Below are 17,940 nucleotides of genomic sequence, written 5' to 3' on the forward strand. Positions count from 1 at the left end.
GATACCCTCCAGTCTAACCCTTCATCCTCTTCTGACACTACACCCCCGTCCGCTTCTGCACCGGAATATAGATCTCCATCACCGTATCCACCCGCGCAAGACAGCGCTCGTCATAGAATTCAAAGTTCAGCTTACCTTCGTCGTGCACATAGCCGCTTTCCGGGAACCAGTCCTCGAAGATATATCTCCAGGTGCTCTTTACCACTTGGGCAAAAGTCTCCGGTCTCTCCTCATCGGTAGCGTCCACCGGCGGTGTCGTGAATACCGCGTACTGCGCCGCCGTCACCTCAGCCGTAAGCATGTCTGCGGAGACCTGGCTGAAGTCGGAGCACCCCTTAGTAGTTTGTGATTATTCGCTGCGCAGCGCCGTTACCGGATTCTTCTTGGCGGCAAGCTTGGCCGGAATGAATCCGCCGAGCATGGTGAGCACCACGTTAATCAGGATCAGCAGCAAGGCATGCAGCGGATTTAATTGGGCGACATTGGAAAGATCCGTGAGCGACTTAATAATAATGTTCGCCGGGATGGTCAGCAGATAGGTAATTCCTATCGCCAGAACCCCGGAAAAGGCACCGATGATAAAGGTTTCTGCGTTGAAGACACGCGTGATATCTTTTTTGCGTGCGCCTAATGCGCGTAGCACCCCGATCTCCTTAGTCCGCTCCAGTACAGAAATATAGGTGATAATTGCGATCATAATCATGGAAACGACGAGCGAGATCGAAGCAAAGGCAATCAGTACAAGTGTGATGGCATTCATAATCCCGCCGGTCAGGCCGGTAACGATGGCCGCCATATCCGTGTATACGATCATATCACTCTCGGGCAGGTCTTCATTCCATTTGTCCAGATACTCCACGATGGCTTCCTTGGAATCAAAGTCCTTCGGATAGATGGAGATCGAAGCCGGGATGCTTGTAGCACCCAGAGCAGCCAGAACATCTTCTTTCACAGGAGCCGTATTGCTGCCTGCGCCACCAGGCATCATGGCTGCACCAGGCATCATGTCTGTCTGAGCAGAGGTTTTGGGAAACACTTCGCCGGTCAGAAGATTAACGGCATCTTCCTGCTCCTGGGACTTTACCACCTTGGAAGCCTGTGCGGAGGTAATGAAGCGGAGCGCCAGATCGTCAGAATAGGCGATTCCGGCAGCCATAGTGGACATCGGAGAATCCTTCTGCGCCCGGATAATTCCTGCAATACGAAGTGGAATGGCATCCGTGCTGTTATACATATCACTTAAGTTGGCAGCCGTTCCATTGACCACGAAATGGTCACCGGATTTTACATAGTACAGATCATTCGGGATCAGCTTAAACTCTTGACCGACAATATCGTCAAATTTGATGCTGTTCGCAGTATAATCCAGGCCGAGCGCTTCCACCGAAGCAACATTCAGCTGGTTGTACTCATCCACGATCAGTACAAGGTCGGTATCCTTGGACGGAAACGAACCGGCGAGCAGGTCATAATAGTTCTCCAGATAACTTCCGGGAGCACCGCCAGCCTTGCTTGGGAATGAGGAGAAGTAGCTTGTATTGATGGCAGTAGCCGTTTTATCATCAGATTTTAGAATGTTCATATTCACTTTACGGGCATAAGAGAGGCCGTCGATCAGGGATGGATCAATCTGCTTCACAAAGTCCAGATATTTTTCGGTCAGAACATTGGTGTGCATAATGGTATTGGCGCTCGGATCGTATGGATAGATTTCCTGCGAGTCGCTATACTCCTCCTTGCTGGTTGCTGTATCATCTGCCGCAGTTTCCGAGCGGTCAAAGCTCATCGCAGACTGGCTGATCGACACCGGGAAATTGGAGAGCGCACCCGCTTCATAGTTGTTGATTTGTTTATTGAAGCCGTTGGAGAGAGCCAGGATTAAGGCAATCCCGATGATACCGATGCTGGAGGCGAAAGCGGTTAAGGTCGTTCTCCATTTTTTGGTCATGATGTTTTTGAAGGACAATTTGAGCGCTGTGGAGAAACCCATTGCTGTCTTTTTCAGCTTGTAGTCAGAGCTTACTTTCTGGTCGGGAAGCGGATCGGTGTCGGAAATGATTTTACCGTCTCGGAATTCCACAGTCCGGTCTGTGTATTTCCGGGCCAGTTCCGGGTTATGCGTAACCATAACGACCAGCTTATCCTTGGCGATTTCCTTGATCAGCTCCATAATCTGTTCACTTGTCTGGGTATCCAACGCTCCTGTAGGTTCGTCGGCAAGAATAATGTCGGGGTCATTGGCGAGCGCCCGGGCGATGGCTACACGCTGCATTTGACCGCCGGACAGCTGGTTCGGCTTCTTGTGCAGATGATCCTTAAGGCCAACCTTCTCCAGCACCTCTTTTGCCTTCTGCCGTTTCTCGGCTGCGGGGACACCGCTGAGGGTCATTCCCAGCTCGACATTGTCCATAATACTCAGATGCGCAATCAGATTATAGCTTTGAAAGATGAAGCCGACGCTATTATTACGGTAAGCATCCCAATCGCTGTCCTGAAAGTTCTGTGTGGATTTACCGTTAATGATCAGGTCTCCGCTGTCATATTGATCCAGCCCGCCGATGATGTTCAGGCAGGTGGTTTTACCCGAGCCGCTGGGACCCAGGATGGCCACAAATTCATTTTCCCGTAAATTGAGGTTGACCTTATCGAGCGCTACCTGTGTGAAATCACCTGTCGTGTAGCTCTTGCTGATGTTTTTTAGCTGAAGCATATCTGTAAACCTTCCTTTCAAATAAAGCTAGCTTGATGAATTGCTGACAGCATATCATACGAATATGAACTGAACATCAACTGGCTTCCAGCTACAGGGAAAGACTATACTTCAATCAAAGGCTAAAGAATGCAGGTGATTTCATGATTACTATACTTGTTGTGGAAGATAATGAGACGTTGCGCCAGCTGATCTGTACGGTGCTTGGGAAACATGGCTACAGGGTGCTTGCAGCAGAGGATGGCCAGAGTGCGCTGGATATTTTGGAAGCAGAATATATTGATTTGATTATTTCTGATATTATGATGCCGCAAGTGGACGGTTACGAGCTGATTGAGCATTTGAGGCAATCCAATAATAATCTGCCTGTGCTGATCATTACTGCCAAAGACAGCTTTCAGGACAAGCAGAAAGGGTTCCTGGTCGGCACAGATGATTATATGGTGAAGCCTATTGATATCAATGAGATGGTACTGCGGGTGGGGGCTTTGCTGCGCCGGGCGCAGATTGTCAATGAACGCAAGCTGACTGTGGGCGAGGTGACCCTTGATTATGATTCTGTAACGGTCTACAGGGATGGGGAGAGTACGGTTCTCCCGCAGAAAGAATTTTTCCTGCTATATAAGCTGATTGCTTATCCAAACAAGATATTTACCAGGCAGCAGCTGATGGATGAAATCTGGGGAATGGATACGGAGACAGATGCCCGGACAGTGGATGTGCATATCAACCGGCTGAGGGAACGTTTCAGGGAATATATGGAGTTTGAGATTGTAACGGTCCGGGGACTCGGGTATAAGGCGGTGAAGCATATATGAAAAAGAGGTTCAGCAATTTATGGTTCGCCTTTGTGATGCTGGTATTTATGATCATGCTGTCTTCTGCGGTCTTTATGATGACTATTATATTCGTTATAAAGAGGTTCACAATCATCGAGCCGGGCCAATTCCACGCCTTCGGATTTCTGGCAGCGGTACTGCTTACGGGAATCCTTACTGGAACGCTTATCACTGCCGTCATCGGGCAAAAAATATTGCTTCCCATCAACAGACTGAGAGAAGCAACCAAGGAAGTCGCCAAAGGCAACTTTAATGTTCAGTTGTATGAGAATATTAAGATTGAAGAATTCCGGGAGATGGCCAAGGATTTCAATAAGATGGTTCAAGAGCTCCAAGGGATTGAAACACTAAGAACCGATTTTGTCACGAATGTATCCCATGAGTTCAAGACGCCTATCACAGCCATTGAGGGCTATGCTGCACTGTTGCAGAATTCGGATCTTCCGGCCGAGGAAAGAGAGGAATACGCGGGCAAGATCATTAGCAGCACCAGGCAATTATCCATGCTGACCAACAATATTCTGAAGCTGTCGAAGCTGGAGAACCAGGAAATCATCATTGAAAAAACAGAGTTCAGTCTGGATGAGCAGATCCGCCAGGCGCTTCTTCTCCTGGAGCCGCAGTGGAGCGGCAAACAGCTGGATCTGGAGATTCAGTTGGCGGAGACTGGCTTCTACGGCAGCGAAGAGCTGCTGATGCAGGTATGGATTAACATTCTGGGGAATGCGGTAAAATTCTCAAGAGAATACGGGAACCTGTCCGTCACCTTGACCGAATCCCCCCAGAACGTGAGTGTTGAAATTACCGATACCGGAATCGGCATGACCCCGGAGGTGCAGCGGCATATCTTTGAAAAGTTCTATCAGGGCGATAAAGCACGGGCTTCTTACGGGAACGGGCTCGGACTGCCTTTGGCCAAACGGATTGTCGACCTTTGCGGGGGACGGATTATTGTGAGCAGCAAGCCGGGCCAGGGCTCGACATTCCGTATTGAATTGCCAAGAGAATAAAGATCGGGAACCTCTTACTGCGAGCGGACACCGGACCAGAACGTAAGCCCGTCAAGGGGGTATTCGGCCCTGCCGGAGGCTCCGGCTGCTGAACTTAAGGAGAGCTGCGTACCGTTTGCCTGGAGCTTGAACAGCTGTTCAATATGATGTATTCCCGCCGGATGGGTTTCCTCATATACACTCAGGGCAACCCCGGCGGCCACTCTGGCAGTGATTACGGATTCCCGTATTCCTTCGATACCGGCTTCCATGACAACAGCTTTACCGCCCCGAACACCATAAGCATCGACTTTGACCGCATATTGTTCTGAACCCAGCCGAAGTTTGCCGAAAGCCTGGACTGTGAGCTTGCGGATGACTTTGTTGCGGAAGAGGGCGGTTAAGCCAATTTTTCGCATAAGAGCGATGCCGGAGGTGGCCGCCCGGGAATCAAAGCATAAACGTGTAGCGACAGAAGGGACCTTCAAGGTATAGGGCAGAATCTGCTGATCGGAAAAAGGGAAAAGGTATGTCTTGAGCGTTCCCGGCGTACCACCGAAATTCACCTGCTTGCGTTCCGTGAAGCTCCTTGCGGCAACCTTGCGTCCTTGCTCCACACGCTCAAAGGCAGAGCCGAGACTATCAACCGTCCATTCCAGGGCAGCTTGGCCGTGACTGTCGCCCAGACCCAGCATGATGGAGATGTCGATGCGCTCACATCTATCCAGTTCATTCACCGCTTTGAGGGATAGCAGATTGGTTAAGCCGGGAGCAAGCCCCACGCTTAGAACAGCTGTACCCTTGAGCCCGGCTGCTGTGTCTCCCAGGCTCTGAAGCAGCCGGAAGTATTCCCCATTTGCCGACACATCGACATAATGGGTTCCGCTGCGCAGACAAGCCTCCGCAAACGAGGTATCCTGCTGATCCAGGCACATGACCACCAGCTTGGTCCGCTTCAGCAGTTCTTCATCTATCGCTTCTCCCACACTAAGCCGCAGCGGCTTCACTTTGCCGCCACTCGTCCTGCAGAATTGTTCCGCACGTTCCAGGCTTCGGCCCGCCGCATATACCACTCCAGGATGCTGTTCTCCCAGAAGCCGGCAAATTTCTGCGCCGACATGGCCATACCCGCCGACAACCACTATATCTGTTTTCATTCCGCAACCTCTTTTCCGTGCTTCACAGCAAACCAGCCATCAATCAGATAGGAGCTGAAAAAGCGGGTGACACCGGAGAACCCGCTGCTTGCGAGCAACGCTAGAAGTTCATATTCCGGAATGGGGAAGGAGGTTTCACCGATGGAATGCTCGAACCATTCGCATTCCTGCCCGGAAATCCCGCCAGCCAGCATGTGGTTTTTCCATGCCTTCAGCGGCAAGGACCCGGGGATAGAACGGACGTCCCCGCTTAAGGTTGCCACAACCAGTATCGCCCCCTCCTGAAGCCGGCTATGGATTTCTTCCAGCATCCGCTGCTTCTGTCCGGTTTCCTTGAAAAAGTGAAGCACCAGCATGCAAGTGGCGGCGTCAAACAGCTTGTTCTTGTCCAGTTCATCAACCGTGCTTTGCTGGAGAGTGATTTCAGCGGCCAGCTCCGTGCGCTGCATCCGCTGCCGGGCAAGCTCAAGCATTGCCGTTGACAGATCAATGCCAGTCAGCCGCCAGTGCTCATGCTGAGCGCCGAGGGTTATCAATTCTTGACCGCCTCCGGCCCCGACAATCAGCAGGTCTGCCGGAGTTTCACCGCCGAGGTGTGCACTCAGCAATTGCTCCATGATGTCATAGAGCAGAGGATACCCCGGTATTTTTGCAGCGATTGTTGTCTCGTAATGCTGAACATCGGGATGCTCCCAGTCTCTGGCATGATGTAAATGTTTCTCTTGCATGATATCTGCTCCTGTCTCTATAGCTTGAATGTGAGTTCTCCTGATATATAATAAGAATTATTACTAATTATCAGGATTAAACACGGAATAGGCTATCCCACATATGTGGGATTTGGAGAGGACATCAGGATGAGCGAGGTTCTAAAAGGCTTGAGGACGCTGGAAATCAACCGGCAGGAGATGAGAATGACATCTCCGCAATATAGGGAGGCGGTAATCTCCAAGCTGCGGCAGTACATTCCGTTTACCGCTGCCTGCTGCACTACCGTGGACCCGCATACGCTGCTGTCCACCGGGGCGATCACAGAGCGGGGTCTTGAGGATCTGCACCCGCAGCTGTTTGAATACGAATATCTGCATGAGGATTATATGAAATATGAGCAGTTGGCCGCTGCGGCAGTGCCGGTCGCCTGTTTAAGTGGTGTAACGGAAGGGCAGCCCGGGCGGAGTGAACGTTACCGCAACGTCCTCCAGCCTGCGGGCCTGGGCGACGAGCTCCGGGCTGCGCTGGTTGAAGGCGGTGGCTGCTGGGGGTTCTTAACCTTGTTCCGGTCGCAGCACGAACCTCCATTTCAAGAGCACGAGTGTGCAGTGATATCATCTGTTGTTCCGCTGATTGCCGGCGCACTCCGCAGCTATGCCTCCGAGCCCCCTCTGGGACGGATGGATACCGCACCGGAGGACAGTGGAATCATGATTCTGACGGACCAGCTGCTTCCGGTCAGCGCGAACAGTGCGGCTCAATATTGGCTGAACCGTCTGCAGCAGCTGGAACGGCTGGATCACGGTGTTCTCCCCCGGCCGGTCAACGCAGTATGCCTGCAGGCACTTGGTGAGAATACGGAACCAGGAGGGTTGCCTTCGAAGGCGAAATTATGCCTGCGCGTCGAGGATGGGGCATACTTGACAGTTACGGCCAGCAGGCTTGAAGGCAGCGGCAAGAAGACGGAGCTGGCTGTTGCTTTTGTCTATGCCAAGTCCTCGGAGATCTTCCGGCTGCTGGCCGATGCCTGCCAGTTGACCGCGAGGGAGAAGCAGCTGGCCGAGATGCTCTCCCGCGGATTATCCACTAAGGAGCTGGCAGAGTCGCTGCATATTTCTGCGTACACCGTACAGGATCACCTGAAATCCATCTTCTCTAAGACCGGCGTTTCCAGCCGGAGAGCGCTCATCAGCAAGCTGTTCTCACAGGGGATGGAATAGCCGGTAAACACGCTAAACAGTCCCGATGCTGATACAAGGGGACTGTGCTGGCTTTTATAGGAGCTGCGGGATCTGGGAAGTGGAAGCAGGGTGGGTCCAGTGCTTCTCGCTGCCGGGAAGATCATCGAACCATTCCGCATCCGGTGGACATTCCAGGATCATGAATTTGCCGTACTCCTGCGCTCTGGACTGATGGTATTTCAGATAGGCCTTGCCGTCTTCAATCGCCAGTATCTCGATTTTACCGGAGGAGTGGCTCATGGATAGACGGACTCTTTTACCCAGACCTGAGGTTCTGGCCTTGGCTTCCTCAACAATGTTGTAGACACGCTCCAGCGGCAGAACGAACTCGCGGTTGCCGGCAATGGGCCGGTTCACGAAGAAATAATAGGGAGTGACTCCGGCCCAGGACAGCCGGTCGAGCAGTTCTCCGAGTACCGCCGCATCATCGTTGATGCCTTTCAGCACCGGCGTCTGATTAACCACGATTGCCCCGGCATTATGGAGTGCTCTGAATGCATGTTTGGCTTCGGGCGTAATTTCCCGGGGATGATTAATATGCGCCATGACGTAAATGCGTTTGTCCTCCGATGAATAGGTACGGATTAGTTCCAGCAGTTCTTCGTCCTGATAAATGCGCATGGGATTAAATACGGGAATTTTGGAGCCCAGCCGGATAATCTTCACATGGTCAATGGATCTCAGGCTTTCGATGATGAAGCGCAGCTTAGAGGTAGAGAGAATCAGGCTGTCTCCGCCGGTAAGCAGCACATTATTGATCTCTGGATGATTCCTGATGTATTCCAGCCCAGGAGCCACATCGGTTTGTGCTTCCTTCACATCATTGCGGAACAGGCGCTTGCGGAAGCAGTAGCGGCAGTAAGCTCCACACACCTCGGAGACAATCAGGAGGGCCGTTGTTCTGTATTTGTGCTGACATCCCGGCACTACATAATTCATTCCCTCATCGGATGCATCCCAGCAGCCATACTCCTCAAGTTCACCTTCACTTGGAATGACGAGCCTGCGGATCGGATCACCCGGGTCGTCCCAGTCGATCAGCGACAGATAATAGTCATTGACCCGAAAGGCAAATTTGCCGGTGATCTCCTTCAGCTTTTCTTTCTCCGTTTCAGACAGCATGGCAACCTTGTTGATATCCGTTATGTACCTTACCTTTTGCACTTGCATCTCTCCTTGGTCTCATAGTGTGAGAAAAAAGGGAGCCTTGAGGTCGATAGCCAAACTGCTGCCAGCAGGGTCATGAGAATACAAAAAAGAGACCCTTAGCAAGGGTCTCTGGTTATGAATATACCTAAAAAAGCAGACCCATCCACTACTGACGAGGTTAGCTGACGGACTCGGGTAAGATGGTACCCTACATTCTGTGAATGATTCGCCCCAAAAGACTGGTTCCCCCGCTTTCCTGCCAAAGGCTGGAAATTAAGCGTAGGTAAAGTATAACCCAGGAAGTTTTGAAAAGTCAAAGCTAAACTTGCCCGCGGCAAGGGATACAGGACCAAGCCAAATCAGCAAAAAATTGAGTAGGGTGAGTTGTTCCTGCAGCTCCGAAGGCTGATCTTGTTCATGACTTGAAATAAGACAACCTCCTTCTGGAATGTTAATATCTCGATGGGCTAGATATTACCTATCGGAACCATTGATATATTTTGCAAAACAAGTTCAAAAAAAGTGTGGAACACAGTGATTGGACCAACGGTCCGGTCGCGGAGTATTCGCACCAAGTGCTCATGTTTATCCTGTTCACCAAACGAGGGTGTTCTTAGCAGCCATTTCATAACTGCTGAGAACACCCTTTTTGTTGACGGAATTAATCAACTAGAGCATGTCTTCAAATTGGAAGAGCTCTGGAGAGTAAAATCCCTGTTTATTCTCTTTTGCGGACCCAGGCGACCTTACTGCTCTGCATTCTCTTTAAAAACGTCCATCAGGGAGAAATAACTGCGCTGGAGTCCGTTCCTCCTGTAACAGGATAAAAGCCCCAAATAAGTGCAACTCGGTCCGTTTGTACTCAGAGCCAAGAATACACTTTCCAGTCGCACACACAAGCCTTCGAAAGAAGAGTGAAGTCTTTGAAACACCGAGACGTAAGCCTCCACCGAAAAAACTACCTGGTGGCGAAACGCCTTTCTCCGCGTGTGATCAGAAAATGGCACTGTACCCATGATTCCTTAGGGCATACAGCAGCAGGTTTTGACGGGGAAGCGGTTTGAAGACACGCCCTAGATAGATGAAGTAAAGCTTGACGTTTAATACAATAGTGGAATAAAGTATTAAATGAAACTAAATATCAAATTAAATAAAGTTTCAAATATATCAAAAGGAGCAATTGGATATGGGACAGATGATCCGAGGATTCGCCGAGCTAAGCCCGGAGCAATATGTCGAAGCAGGAGGTAAGGGAGCGATGCTCTCCAGAATGCTTCAGGCGGGATATCCTGTGCCGGAGGGATTTGTTGTCTTTCCTTCGGCCTTTGAAAGCGATAAATTAAAGGAAGAGGCTTGGACTGAAAGTGCAGCCAGGTTGCAGAAAATCCGCATGATACATAAGAATGCACGATTTGCTGTCAGATCTTCGGCTTTAAGTGAAGATTCGGCGGAGGCATCTTTTGCCGGGGAATTCGAAACGGTGTTGAACGTGGAAACAGATGAACAGATTCGTGAAGCGATGTACACGGTGTATCACTCAAAGGATAGCGAACGGGTTCAAGTCTACAGCTCCATGCAGGACATGGACTCCTCCCATAAGGTTGCCATTGTCGTGCAGCTGATGATTCACTCGGAAATCTCCGGAGTCCTGTTCACCGCTGACCCCATAACAGGCAGCCGCACGGTTCTGCCGGGGAATTATGTCTATGGGCTGGGAGAACAGTTAGTTTCAGGCGAGAGCGACGCATATTCCTTCACGCTGGCAAGGAACCGGGGCAGATATGAAGGCCCGGGTGAGTTCAAGCGGTATGCAGCCAAGTTATACCGGTATGCATGCCGGCTGGAGAAGGAGCTTGGAGCTCCCCAAGATATCGAGTGGGCGGTCGCAAAGGGGCGGGTCTACCTCCTGCAGACGAGACCGGTTACGACCTTGAACCCGGGAAACCGCAATACATTCGAGATCAACGACTCGCTGGCTGGTGATTTTCTCTGGACCAATACCAATGTGGGCGAATCCATCTCCGGTGTCTTAACTCCTCTGACCTGGTCTATCCTGCGCTCCCTGGATGAAGAGTACAATATTATTCTGGGGCATTATGTGATGTCCGGCAATATTTGCGGAAGGGTGTACACTAATGTTAGTCTTTCGGTATCGATGTTCTCGGCATTTGGACTGAATACCAAGCCGATATGGAAGAAAATGAGCCGGGTGTTTGGAGAGCTTCCTGAAGGCATGGCTCTGCCGGTATATCCATTTACCAAACGGGAGCTGCTCAAGACTGTGCTTCCCAAGATGATGCATAGTATGAAACAAACTCGCCAGACCGTTAGAACCCTTCCGCAGTTCCTGGAAGATTCACCGGAGTGGTGCAGACGGCTGACAACCAGACTCCAAGCGGCAACAACCCGGGAGGAACTGCTGTCACTCTGGAGGCAGGAGCTGTGGCCGCAGAATGTCACGGCGCTGTGGTCGGCGCTGGAAGCGCCCTCTGCCCAAATGCAGAAGTTTGAGAAGCTGCATAAGCAGCTTAGCGAGGCGGCCGGAGAAGAAGAGGCCAATAGGCTGCTGTCCAACGCCGGGGGCTCCGTAGAGCTGGAAAGCCTGGGGCCGCTGATCGGAATCTCCAGAGTAATAAAGGGAGAAATGAGCCGGAAGGAATACCTTGTGAAGTATGGCCACCGGGGACCGAATGAAATGGAATTATCGTATCCTGACCCGGGAGAAGATGACGCGTGGCTGGACAAGCAGATCGCTGAGTTCTGCAAGGCCCCTATGGACGTGGAGGACATTCTGCAGAGACAGCGGGTCCGGAGCAGAGAAGCCTTGAAGGCGTTCGAGCAGCAGTTCCCGGCAAAGGCCAAGCGGATTGCCCGGCGGATAGAGGCAGTGTCAGAGGGCCCGCGCCTGCGGGAAGCCGTCCGTTCCGAATGGACCCGAACGATGCGGGTGAACCGCGCATTTGCGCTTAAAGCAGGTGAGCTTGCGGGAATAGGAGAGGATGTTTTTTTTCTATATCTGGATGAGATTCTGGATTGGCTTGCCACAGGTAATCTGACTGCTGTACAATATTTTTCTGCACGCAAGCAAACGTATGCAAGGTATCAGTCATTGCCGCCGCTGCCTTCGATGCTCCGGGGACGTTTTGAACCGTTCAAGTGGGCCAAGGATCCGCAACGGCGGCTGGATTACTACGATGCTTCCCGACCGGTTCCCTTATCTGAACACCCTCATGGCGAAAGGCTGAAGGGTTCTGCCGGAGCCGCTGGAAGGATTGAAGGGCGGGTGCGTGTACTGGCCAAACCGGAAGAGGGAGAGCAGTTTCAAGCCGGTGAAATTCTGGTGGCTTCGACGATTAATGTAGGCTGGACACCGCTGTTTCCGAGAGCTGCGGCCATTATAACCGACATCGGTGCGCCGTTGTCGCATGCGGCTATCGTAGCCCGAGAATTGGGTATCCCGGCTGTTGTCGGCTGCGGTTGTGCGACAGCAAGACTGAAGACAGGCGACCGTGTAATTGTGGACGGAGGACAGGGAGTAGTAGAACTTATTGTGAACTGACATATGGAAATAAGGGGAAAGTTCATTACAAGTTAATTTTAACAGGACAGGATGTGTGTACTATGCCTACAGGCGGGAAACGAAACATGGGATTGCGTGAACGTAAAAAGGCGAAGTCCATGGCAGAGGTTCAACGGCATGCCCTGCGGCTGTTCCGTGAGCAAGGCTATAAGTCAACCACTGTGGAACAGATTGCCGAAGCTGCTGAAATTTCCTACAGCACTTTTTTTCGCTACTTCTCAAGCAAGGAGGATGTGCTGACCCGTGATAATTATGATCCTCTGCTCGTGTCTGCCTTTGAGGCACAGCCGTCCGAACTTAGTCCGCTCCAGGCGCTGAAAAATGCCATGATGTCCGAGGTAGTAGATATGTCGGAAGATGAGCTGGCTACGATGCGCGAACGGAATCAGCTTGTGATTGCGATTCCTGAGCTGTGGTCAGCAATGATGAACAGCATGACGCAGATGATGCAGCTGATTGCGGAGATGGTAGCGGGGCGTGTTGGCCGTCAGCCGAATGATCTCGCAGTTCGCACTTTTGCGGGAGCGGTCATCGGTGTGAACATCTCGGTCATGCTTCATTATGCAGAACACCCGGAAGAGGATTTCGCGGCAGTGTTGGATGAAGCGCTGAGCAAGCTGGAGGATGGACTGCCGTTGTAAGCAATTGCTTCTATTTGTGGAGAAGTAGGGTTTCACCAAGCCCTTCGGTTTGCCGGAGGGCTGTTAATGTTTTCAAATTAGCTATTGAAATGAAAACGGTTTTATGATAATTTTAATTTATAAAAACGTTTTTATAACAAAGGACGAATTTCATGGCAAAGATAACAATCAAGGACGTTGCCAGAGAGGCTGGCGTCTCAATTTCTACTGTGTCCAACGCGTTGAATGATGTGGATGTGCTGAGTCCGGAGACTAAATCTCATGTGCTCAAGGTTGCTCAGCGGTTGAATTATATTCCCAACCTGAACGGCAAGCTGTTAAAGTCCGGTACGACCAAAATGCTCGGGTTCTTCACTACAAGTGTTACGGGTCCATATTTTTATAAGCTGGTTGAAACCATGGCCCGTGAGTGCGACCGTTTAGGATACGGACTGAATGTGTTTGTTACCAAAGATAAACAAGTAATTATGAGCAATATCCTGGGCCGGCGCGTGGATGGGGTCATTATTTACGAAGAACTCAAAATTGATGACGATGACATTAACGTGATGCTGAAAGACAAGATCAAGACGGTATTCCTGGACCGGGTGATCGAGAACGAAACGATGGGCAGTGTGATATTCGATTCCTATATCGCTGGCTATGAGGCTGCCAAATACTTGATCAATCTCGGGCACAAAAAAATTGCTTACATATCCGGGGTGGATACGATGCTGGACAGTGTTCAGCGTAAGGAAGGATATCTGGCAGCCCTGCGTGAGGCACGACTGCCGATTAAGGATGAGTATATTCTGCAAGGTTATTTTGAGGAAGAAAGTACTTATATTGCCGTGAAATCCTATCTCCACCTCAATCCTGACGATATACCCGATGCCTTTTTAGCCGGAAATGACGTGAGTGCGATGGGATGTATTCAGGCATTGAAGACCTATGGCTACGAAGTCCCCTCGGACATCAGCGTAATAGGTTTCGATGATATTGATATCGCTCCGTATTATTCACCACCGCTTACCACGGTGCGCAATCAGATCGCCAGACAAGGAATTATGGCCATAGACCACCTGGTCCGTATGATTCAGCAGAAAGAGCAGGGACAGGCACAGAAATTAGCCGGGGAGCTGGTCGTGCGGGGTTCTAGTCAAGTGAAGATCGGCCGGAATTAAGCAGAGATAGAGTGCAACAAGGGAGCAACAATTCCGGACTCTTTTTATAATTATGCGCTAGGGGGTTTTTACTGTCAAAAATAAAAACGTTTTTATAGCTTGGACTTTCATACGAGGGGAGTGCGGAATGTGAATAAATTAGCCACCATACCGTCAGCCGGGAAGAGATCAATGGGGCAAAAGATCAAAGAATTCGTGGTTGATTATAAGAGACAATGGGAGATTCAGTCCATGGTTCTCCCGGGCATCATTTTTATGATTATTTTTTGCTACATTCCGATTTACGGCTTGTCTATTGCCTTTAAGAATTACACGGTCATTGATACGCTGGATACTGCTCCTTGGGTAGGATTGGATAATTTCAAAATCATTCTATCCGACAAATACTTCTGGGACGCGGTCATCAACACCTTGGGAATCAGCTTTCTGAAGCTGGCCATCGGTTTTGTTATTCCCATCATTCTATCCATTATGATTTATGAATTGAACATGGGACGTTTCAAGAAATTTGTACAGACCATCTCCTATCTGCCGCATTTTTTGTCCTGGATCGTGCTCGGCGGCATGCTGATTACCTGGTTCTCGACTACCGGACTGTTCAACGAGCTGCTGCTTAATCTGGGGATTATCTCGAAGCCGCAGAACATTCTGCTGGATGCCGGGAAGTACTGGTGGATTGCCACCTTGTCGGATATCTGGAAAGAGGCAGGCTGGGGAACGATTCTGTATTTGGCCATCATGTCCAAGATCGATCCTACCTATTATGAAGCAGCCAAAATTGATGGCGCAGGCCGGATGAGACAAATCTGGAATATTACCTTGCCTAACATGAAGCCTATTATCAGTCTAAATCTGATCTTAACTGTAAGCGGTTTATTGGGATCAAACCTGGATCAAACGCTCGTACTCATGAATTCGCAAAACCGGGTTAAAGCGGAAGTCATCAACTCCTACGTGTACCGTATGGGGATGACACAGGGGGATTTCTCCTATGCTACCGCCGTCGGGCTGGGCGTATCCATTGTATCGGTGATTCTGCTGCTGACCGCCAACCAGATTACCAGCAAATTGAATGACAATCAATCAGTCCTATAGAAGGAGGCCTTCCCATGAATCGAAAGGCGGTTAAGGAAGATCTCGACAGCCGAATCTTCGATGCCATTAATATAACGCTGCTAGTGCTTGTTACCGTTGTTATTCTAGTCCCTTTGTGGAATGTCATTATTTCTTCACTCAGTTCAGGCCGGGCGCTGGCGGAAGGCGGGTTTATATTCTGGTCCAAAGAGTTCTCAATGGAAAATTACCGCGCCGTCTTCCGGGACAGCAGCATCTGGCAATCGTTTTTTATCTCGGTGTCCAAAACGCTGATCGGCGTCATTACCCATGTATTTTTCTGTGCGATGGTCGGTTATGCGCTCAGCAAAAAGTATTTACGCGGCCGCAAGCTGTACGTGGCTATGGGCGTCATCACCATGTTTTTCTCGGGCGGGATGATTCCAACCTACCTGCTGATCAAATCCCTGGGGATGCTCGACAGCTTCTGGGTCTACATTATTCCCGCACTCTTCAGCTATTACGATGTTGTCATACTGATGAATTTCTTCAGAAATGTGCCGGATTCGCTTGAAGAATCAGCCAAGATCGACGGCGCTGGCGATTGGCGTGTTTTTCTCAAAATATTCATCCCGCTGTCCATGCCAGCTATGGCTACGATTGCCTTATTCAACGGTGTCGGACAATGGAACGACTTCATGACAACCAAACTTTATATTACCGATCAAAACTTATATCCGCTGCAAATGAAGCTGTATGAAATTATTGTGCAGTCTCAAACGCAATCCATGCAGAATATCGGAGGATCAGCTGTGATCGAAACGACCACCAAAGGGGTTCAACTTGCGACAATTGTCATTACCACCTTGCCGATTGTTGTAATGTATCCATTGCTACAAAGGTACTTTATCTCTGGCATGATGATGGGGGCGGTAAAAGAGTAGAGGTCACTTGCAGAGCAGTAGAGAAAAAAGCAGACAGTTGTGAAGTCTCAAGTAAGCGTTTACAAAAAATGGGAGGTTACACAATGGACAAAAAGATGAACAGAGCATTCGCTACAAAAGGGCTCAAGCTGTGTATTTCACTGATGGCTGTCATGCTGGTAGTCAGCGGCTGCGGATCAGGCGGCAATTCCAAAAGCGGATCTAAAAATAACATGGTATCCATAGAAGACCGTTACACACCGGACCCGGAAAAACCGGCATGGACGCTGGACAAAAAGGAAGAAACCACTGAGCTTACCTGGTATGTGAATGCAGACTGGTGGAACACCGATTTCGGCAAGGATGTAGTGACCAAGAAGATCAAAGAGGATCTGAATATTAATATTAAATTCATTACCGGTGACGATACCAAATTAAACACATTTTTTGCCGGCGGCAAAATGCCGGATCTGTTGACTATCTTTGACTCGAACTCCCAAATCGTGCAAAAAGCCGCAAATTGGGCGGTTCCGTTAAATGATCTGGCCGAAAAATATGATCCGTATTTCAATAAGGTTGCAGCCCAGGACACGTTGAACTGGTTTCAGTTGAAGGATGGCAAAACTTATGGCTACCCGAACTATTCCAATACGCAGGCCGATTATGACAGCGGTAACATCCCGGCCAAAACCGCATTTATTGTGCGCAAGGATGTATACGAAGCACTTGGAAAGCCAAGCATGGGCACCCCGGAAGAATTCAAGAGTGTACTGGACAAAATCAAAACACAGTTCCCGGACATGATTCCTTTCGGCTTCAACTCTATCGGTGAAGGCAGCGGATCCCTGGGCGATGTGCTGCAGGACTTTATCGGGGTGCCGCTGGAAGACAGCAATGGCGGATTCTACAACCGCAATTTGGATGAAGATTATCTGGCCTGGCTGAGAACGCTTAATGCCGTCTACCGGGACGGGAATATCAGCGATGACAGCTTTGCCGATGACGGAACCGCTTTTGAGGAAAAAGTGAAGTCCGGCAAATACGCTACCATTTTCCTTGACGGCACACCTCAGCAAGGCGGCAATCTGCAAATCTTCATGAGCGGCAACCCGGGCAAGGAGTATATTGCCATTGACGGTCCGCAAAGCACTGTTGGAAATCAGCCAACCCTGAATCAGTCCGGGATTACCGGCTGGATGATCAGCTACATTACAAAAGACAGCAAGGATCCGGCCAAAGCCATTCAGCTGTTCACCTACCTGCTCAGCGAAGAAGGCCAGATGCTGATGAACTACGGTATTGAAGGCGAAACCTATAAGAAAAACGATCAGGGCAAGGTGGAATTGCTGCCTGCCATTAAAGACCTGCAGCTCAACAATGCGGATAAATTCAAGAAAGACTACCGGATGGGTGAATTTATGTTCTTCGGGCATGACCGTCATAAATCTATCAGCGACGACGCATTCCCTGAATCTATTAAACAAATGCAGGAATGGGGCAAAGGCAAGCTGAAACCGCATTTCATTCTTGAGAACATTAACCCTGACCAAGGTACCCCGGAAGCACGGGCATTGACAGCAATTAATACGAACTGGAACACAGCGCTGGTAAGCATGATACGGTCAAAGAGCGAAGCCGAGTTCGACAGTATCCTTGCAGGCTACAAATCCTTCCTGGATGCCAACAGCTGGGATAAGATCGTGGAAATCCGCAGTGAAAAGATGAAGCTGAACAAAGAAAAATTGGGCATAAAATAATCTGTGAACAAGCCTGAGTCCGAAATA

Annotated in this window: 13 protein-coding genes, 1 pseudogene and 1 riboswitch; of the genes and pseudogenes, 9 read left to right on the plus strand and 5 right to left on the minus strand. The window is 50.0% G+C overall.

The window, feature by feature from the left end:
* Positions 1–37 precede the first annotated feature (37 nt).
* Together NST99_RS12790 and NST99_RS12795 are read right to left on the minus strand one after the other, a co-directional pair.
* Positions 38–319: pseudogene (locus NST99_RS12790) on the minus strand (GyrI-like domain-containing protein); the annotation flags it as partial.
* A 30-nt stretch (positions 320–349) separates the two neighbouring features.
* A complete protein-coding gene (locus NST99_RS12795; RefSeq protein WP_341092135.1) occupies positions 350–2,710 on the minus strand; it encodes an ABC transporter ATP-binding protein/permease in 2,361 nt (786 codons plus the stop codon).
* 143 nt (positions 2,711–2,853) lie between these two features.
* Here NST99_RS12795 and NST99_RS12800 point away from each other — a divergent pair, with 143 nt between their 5' ends.
* Complete coding sequence (locus NST99_RS12800; RefSeq protein ID WP_341092137.1) at positions 2,854–3,528, plus strand: response regulator transcription factor; 675 nt, start codon at positions 2,854–2,856, stop codon at positions 3,526–3,528.
* Positions 3,525–4,559, plus strand: a complete 1,035-nt coding sequence (locus NST99_RS12805; RefSeq protein ID WP_341092140.1) for a HAMP domain-containing sensor histidine kinase — start codon at positions 3,525–3,527, stop codon at positions 4,557–4,559. Before NST99_RS12800 ends, NST99_RS12805 begins: the two co-directional genes overlap by 4 nt.
* A 14-nt stretch (positions 4,560–4,573) precedes the next feature.
* Here NST99_RS12805 and NST99_RS12810 read toward each other — a convergent pair whose 3' ends face one another.
* A complete protein-coding gene (locus NST99_RS12810) occupies positions 4,574–5,695 on the minus strand; it encodes a saccharopine dehydrogenase family protein (RefSeq protein WP_341092143.1) in 1,122 nt (373 codons plus the stop codon).
* Entirely contained in the window at positions 5,692–6,423 is a 732-nt protein-coding gene (locus NST99_RS12815) for a class I SAM-dependent methyltransferase (RefSeq protein WP_341092144.1), read from the minus strand. Before NST99_RS12815 ends, NST99_RS12810 begins: the two co-directional genes overlap by 4 nt.
* 129 nt (positions 6,424–6,552) lie before the next feature.
* Here NST99_RS12815 and NST99_RS12820 point away from each other — a divergent pair, with 129 nt between their 5' ends.
* Complete coding sequence (locus tag NST99_RS12820) at positions 6,553–7,626, plus strand: helix-turn-helix transcriptional regulator (protein WP_341092146.1); 1,074 nt, start codon at positions 6,553–6,555, stop codon at positions 7,624–7,626.
* A gap of 54 nt (positions 7,627–7,680) precedes the next feature.
* Here the strand turns inward: NST99_RS12820 and NST99_RS12825 are convergent, their stop codons facing one another.
* Positions 7,681–8,817, minus strand: coding sequence for a KamA family radical SAM protein (locus NST99_RS12825; RefSeq protein WP_445744963.1), 1,137 nt, complete (start codon positions 8,815–8,817; stop codon positions 7,681–7,683).
* A gap of 131 nt (positions 8,818–8,948) precedes the next feature.
* Positions 8,949–9,086: riboswitch (cyclic di-AMP (ydaO/yuaA leader) on the minus strand.
* 896 nt (positions 9,087–9,982) lie between these two features.
* Here NST99_RS12825 and NST99_RS12830 point away from each other — a divergent pair.
* From NST99_RS12830 to NST99_RS12855, 6 genes are all read left to right on the plus strand, one after another.
* On the plus strand, positions 9,983–12,355 hold the full coding sequence (locus NST99_RS12830; RefSeq protein ID WP_341092151.1) for a PEP/pyruvate-binding domain-containing protein: 2,373 nt from the start codon (positions 9,983–9,985) through the stop codon (positions 12,353–12,355).
* An 86-nt stretch (positions 12,356–12,441) separates the two neighbouring features.
* Positions 12,442–13,017 carry an acyl-CoA-like ligand-binding transcription factor gene (locus NST99_RS12835; protein WP_341092154.1) on the plus strand — a complete coding sequence of 192 codons (576 nt, stop codon included), beginning with the start codon at positions 12,442–12,444 and terminating at the stop codon, positions 13,015–13,017.
* 152 nt (positions 13,018–13,169) lie between these two features.
* Positions 13,170–14,180 (plus strand): LacI family DNA-binding transcriptional regulator, encoded by a 1,011-nt coding sequence (locus NST99_RS12840; RefSeq protein WP_341092158.1) that lies wholly within the window; start codon positions 13,170–13,172, stop codon positions 14,178–14,180.
* A 171-nt stretch (positions 14,181–14,351) separates the two neighbouring features.
* Positions 14,352–15,275, plus strand: a complete 924-nt coding sequence (locus NST99_RS12845; RefSeq protein WP_341097636.1) for an ABC transporter permease — start codon at positions 14,352–14,354, stop codon at positions 15,273–15,275.
* A gap of 14 nt (positions 15,276–15,289) precedes the next feature.
* The gene (locus NST99_RS12850; protein ID WP_341092161.1) at positions 15,290–16,177 is read left to right on the plus strand and encodes a carbohydrate ABC transporter permease; all 888 of its coding nucleotides are present in this window, start codon (positions 15,290–15,292) and stop codon (positions 16,175–16,177) included.
* Positions 16,178–16,260: 83 nt separating this feature from the next.
* On the plus strand, positions 16,261–17,913 hold the full coding sequence (locus NST99_RS12855) for a sugar ABC transporter substrate-binding protein (RefSeq protein WP_341092163.1): 1,653 nt from the start codon (positions 16,261–16,263) through the stop codon (positions 17,911–17,913).
* Positions 17,914–17,940 lie beyond the last annotated feature (27 nt).

This window comes from Paenibacillus sp. FSL L8-0470, assembly GCF_038008625.1.
GTDB lineage: Bacteria > Bacillota > Bacilli > Paenibacillales > Paenibacillaceae > Paenibacillus_AQ.

Excerpts from the sequence above, each read along its gene's own strand:
- NST99_RS12795 (WP_341092135.1), bottom strand. The coding sequence starts at position 2,710 with ATGCTTCAGCTAAAAAACATCAGCAAGAGCTACACGACAGGTGATTTC.
- NST99_RS12820 (WP_341092146.1), top strand. The coding sequence starts at position 6,553 with ATGAGCGAGGTTCTAAAAGGCTTGAGGACGCTGGAAATCAACCGGCAG.
- NST99_RS12835 (WP_341092154.1), top strand. The coding sequence starts at position 12,442 with ATGGGATTGCGTGAACGTAAAAAGGCGAAGTCCATGGCAGAGGTTCAA.
- NST99_RS12850 (WP_341092161.1), top strand. The coding sequence starts at position 15,290 with ATGAATCGAAAGGCGGTTAAGGAAGATCTCGACAGCCGAATCTTCGAT.
- NST99_RS12815 (WP_341092144.1), bottom strand. The coding sequence starts at position 6,423 with ATGCAAGAGAAACATTTACATCATGCCAGAGACTGGGAGCATCCCGAT.
- NST99_RS12855 (WP_341092163.1), top strand. The coding sequence starts at position 16,261 with ATGGACAAAAAGATGAACAGAGCATTCGCTACAAAAGGGCTCAAGCTG.
- NST99_RS12810 (WP_341092143.1), bottom strand. The coding sequence starts at position 5,695 with ATGAAAACAGATATAGTGGTTGTCGGCGGGTATGGCCATGTCGGCGCA.
- NST99_RS12805 (WP_341092140.1), top strand. The coding sequence starts at position 3,525 with ATGAAAAAGAGGTTCAGCAATTTATGGTTCGCCTTTGTGATGCTGGTA.
- NST99_RS12825 (WP_445744963.1), bottom strand. The coding sequence starts at position 8,817 with ATGCAAGTGCAAAAGGTAAGGTACATAACGGATATCAACAAGGTTGCC.
- NST99_RS12840 (WP_341092158.1), top strand. The coding sequence starts at position 13,170 with ATGGCAAAGATAACAATCAAGGACGTTGCCAGAGAGGCTGGCGTCTCA.
- NST99_RS12800 (WP_341092137.1), top strand. The coding sequence starts at position 2,854 with ATGATTACTATACTTGTTGTGGAAGATAATGAGACGTTGCGCCAGCTG.
- NST99_RS12845 (WP_341097636.1), top strand. The coding sequence starts at position 14,352 with ATGGGGCAAAAGATCAAAGAATTCGTGGTTGATTATAAGAGACAATGG.
- NST99_RS12830 (WP_341092151.1), top strand. The coding sequence starts at position 9,983 with ATGGGACAGATGATCCGAGGATTCGCCGAGCTAAGCCCGGAGCAATAT.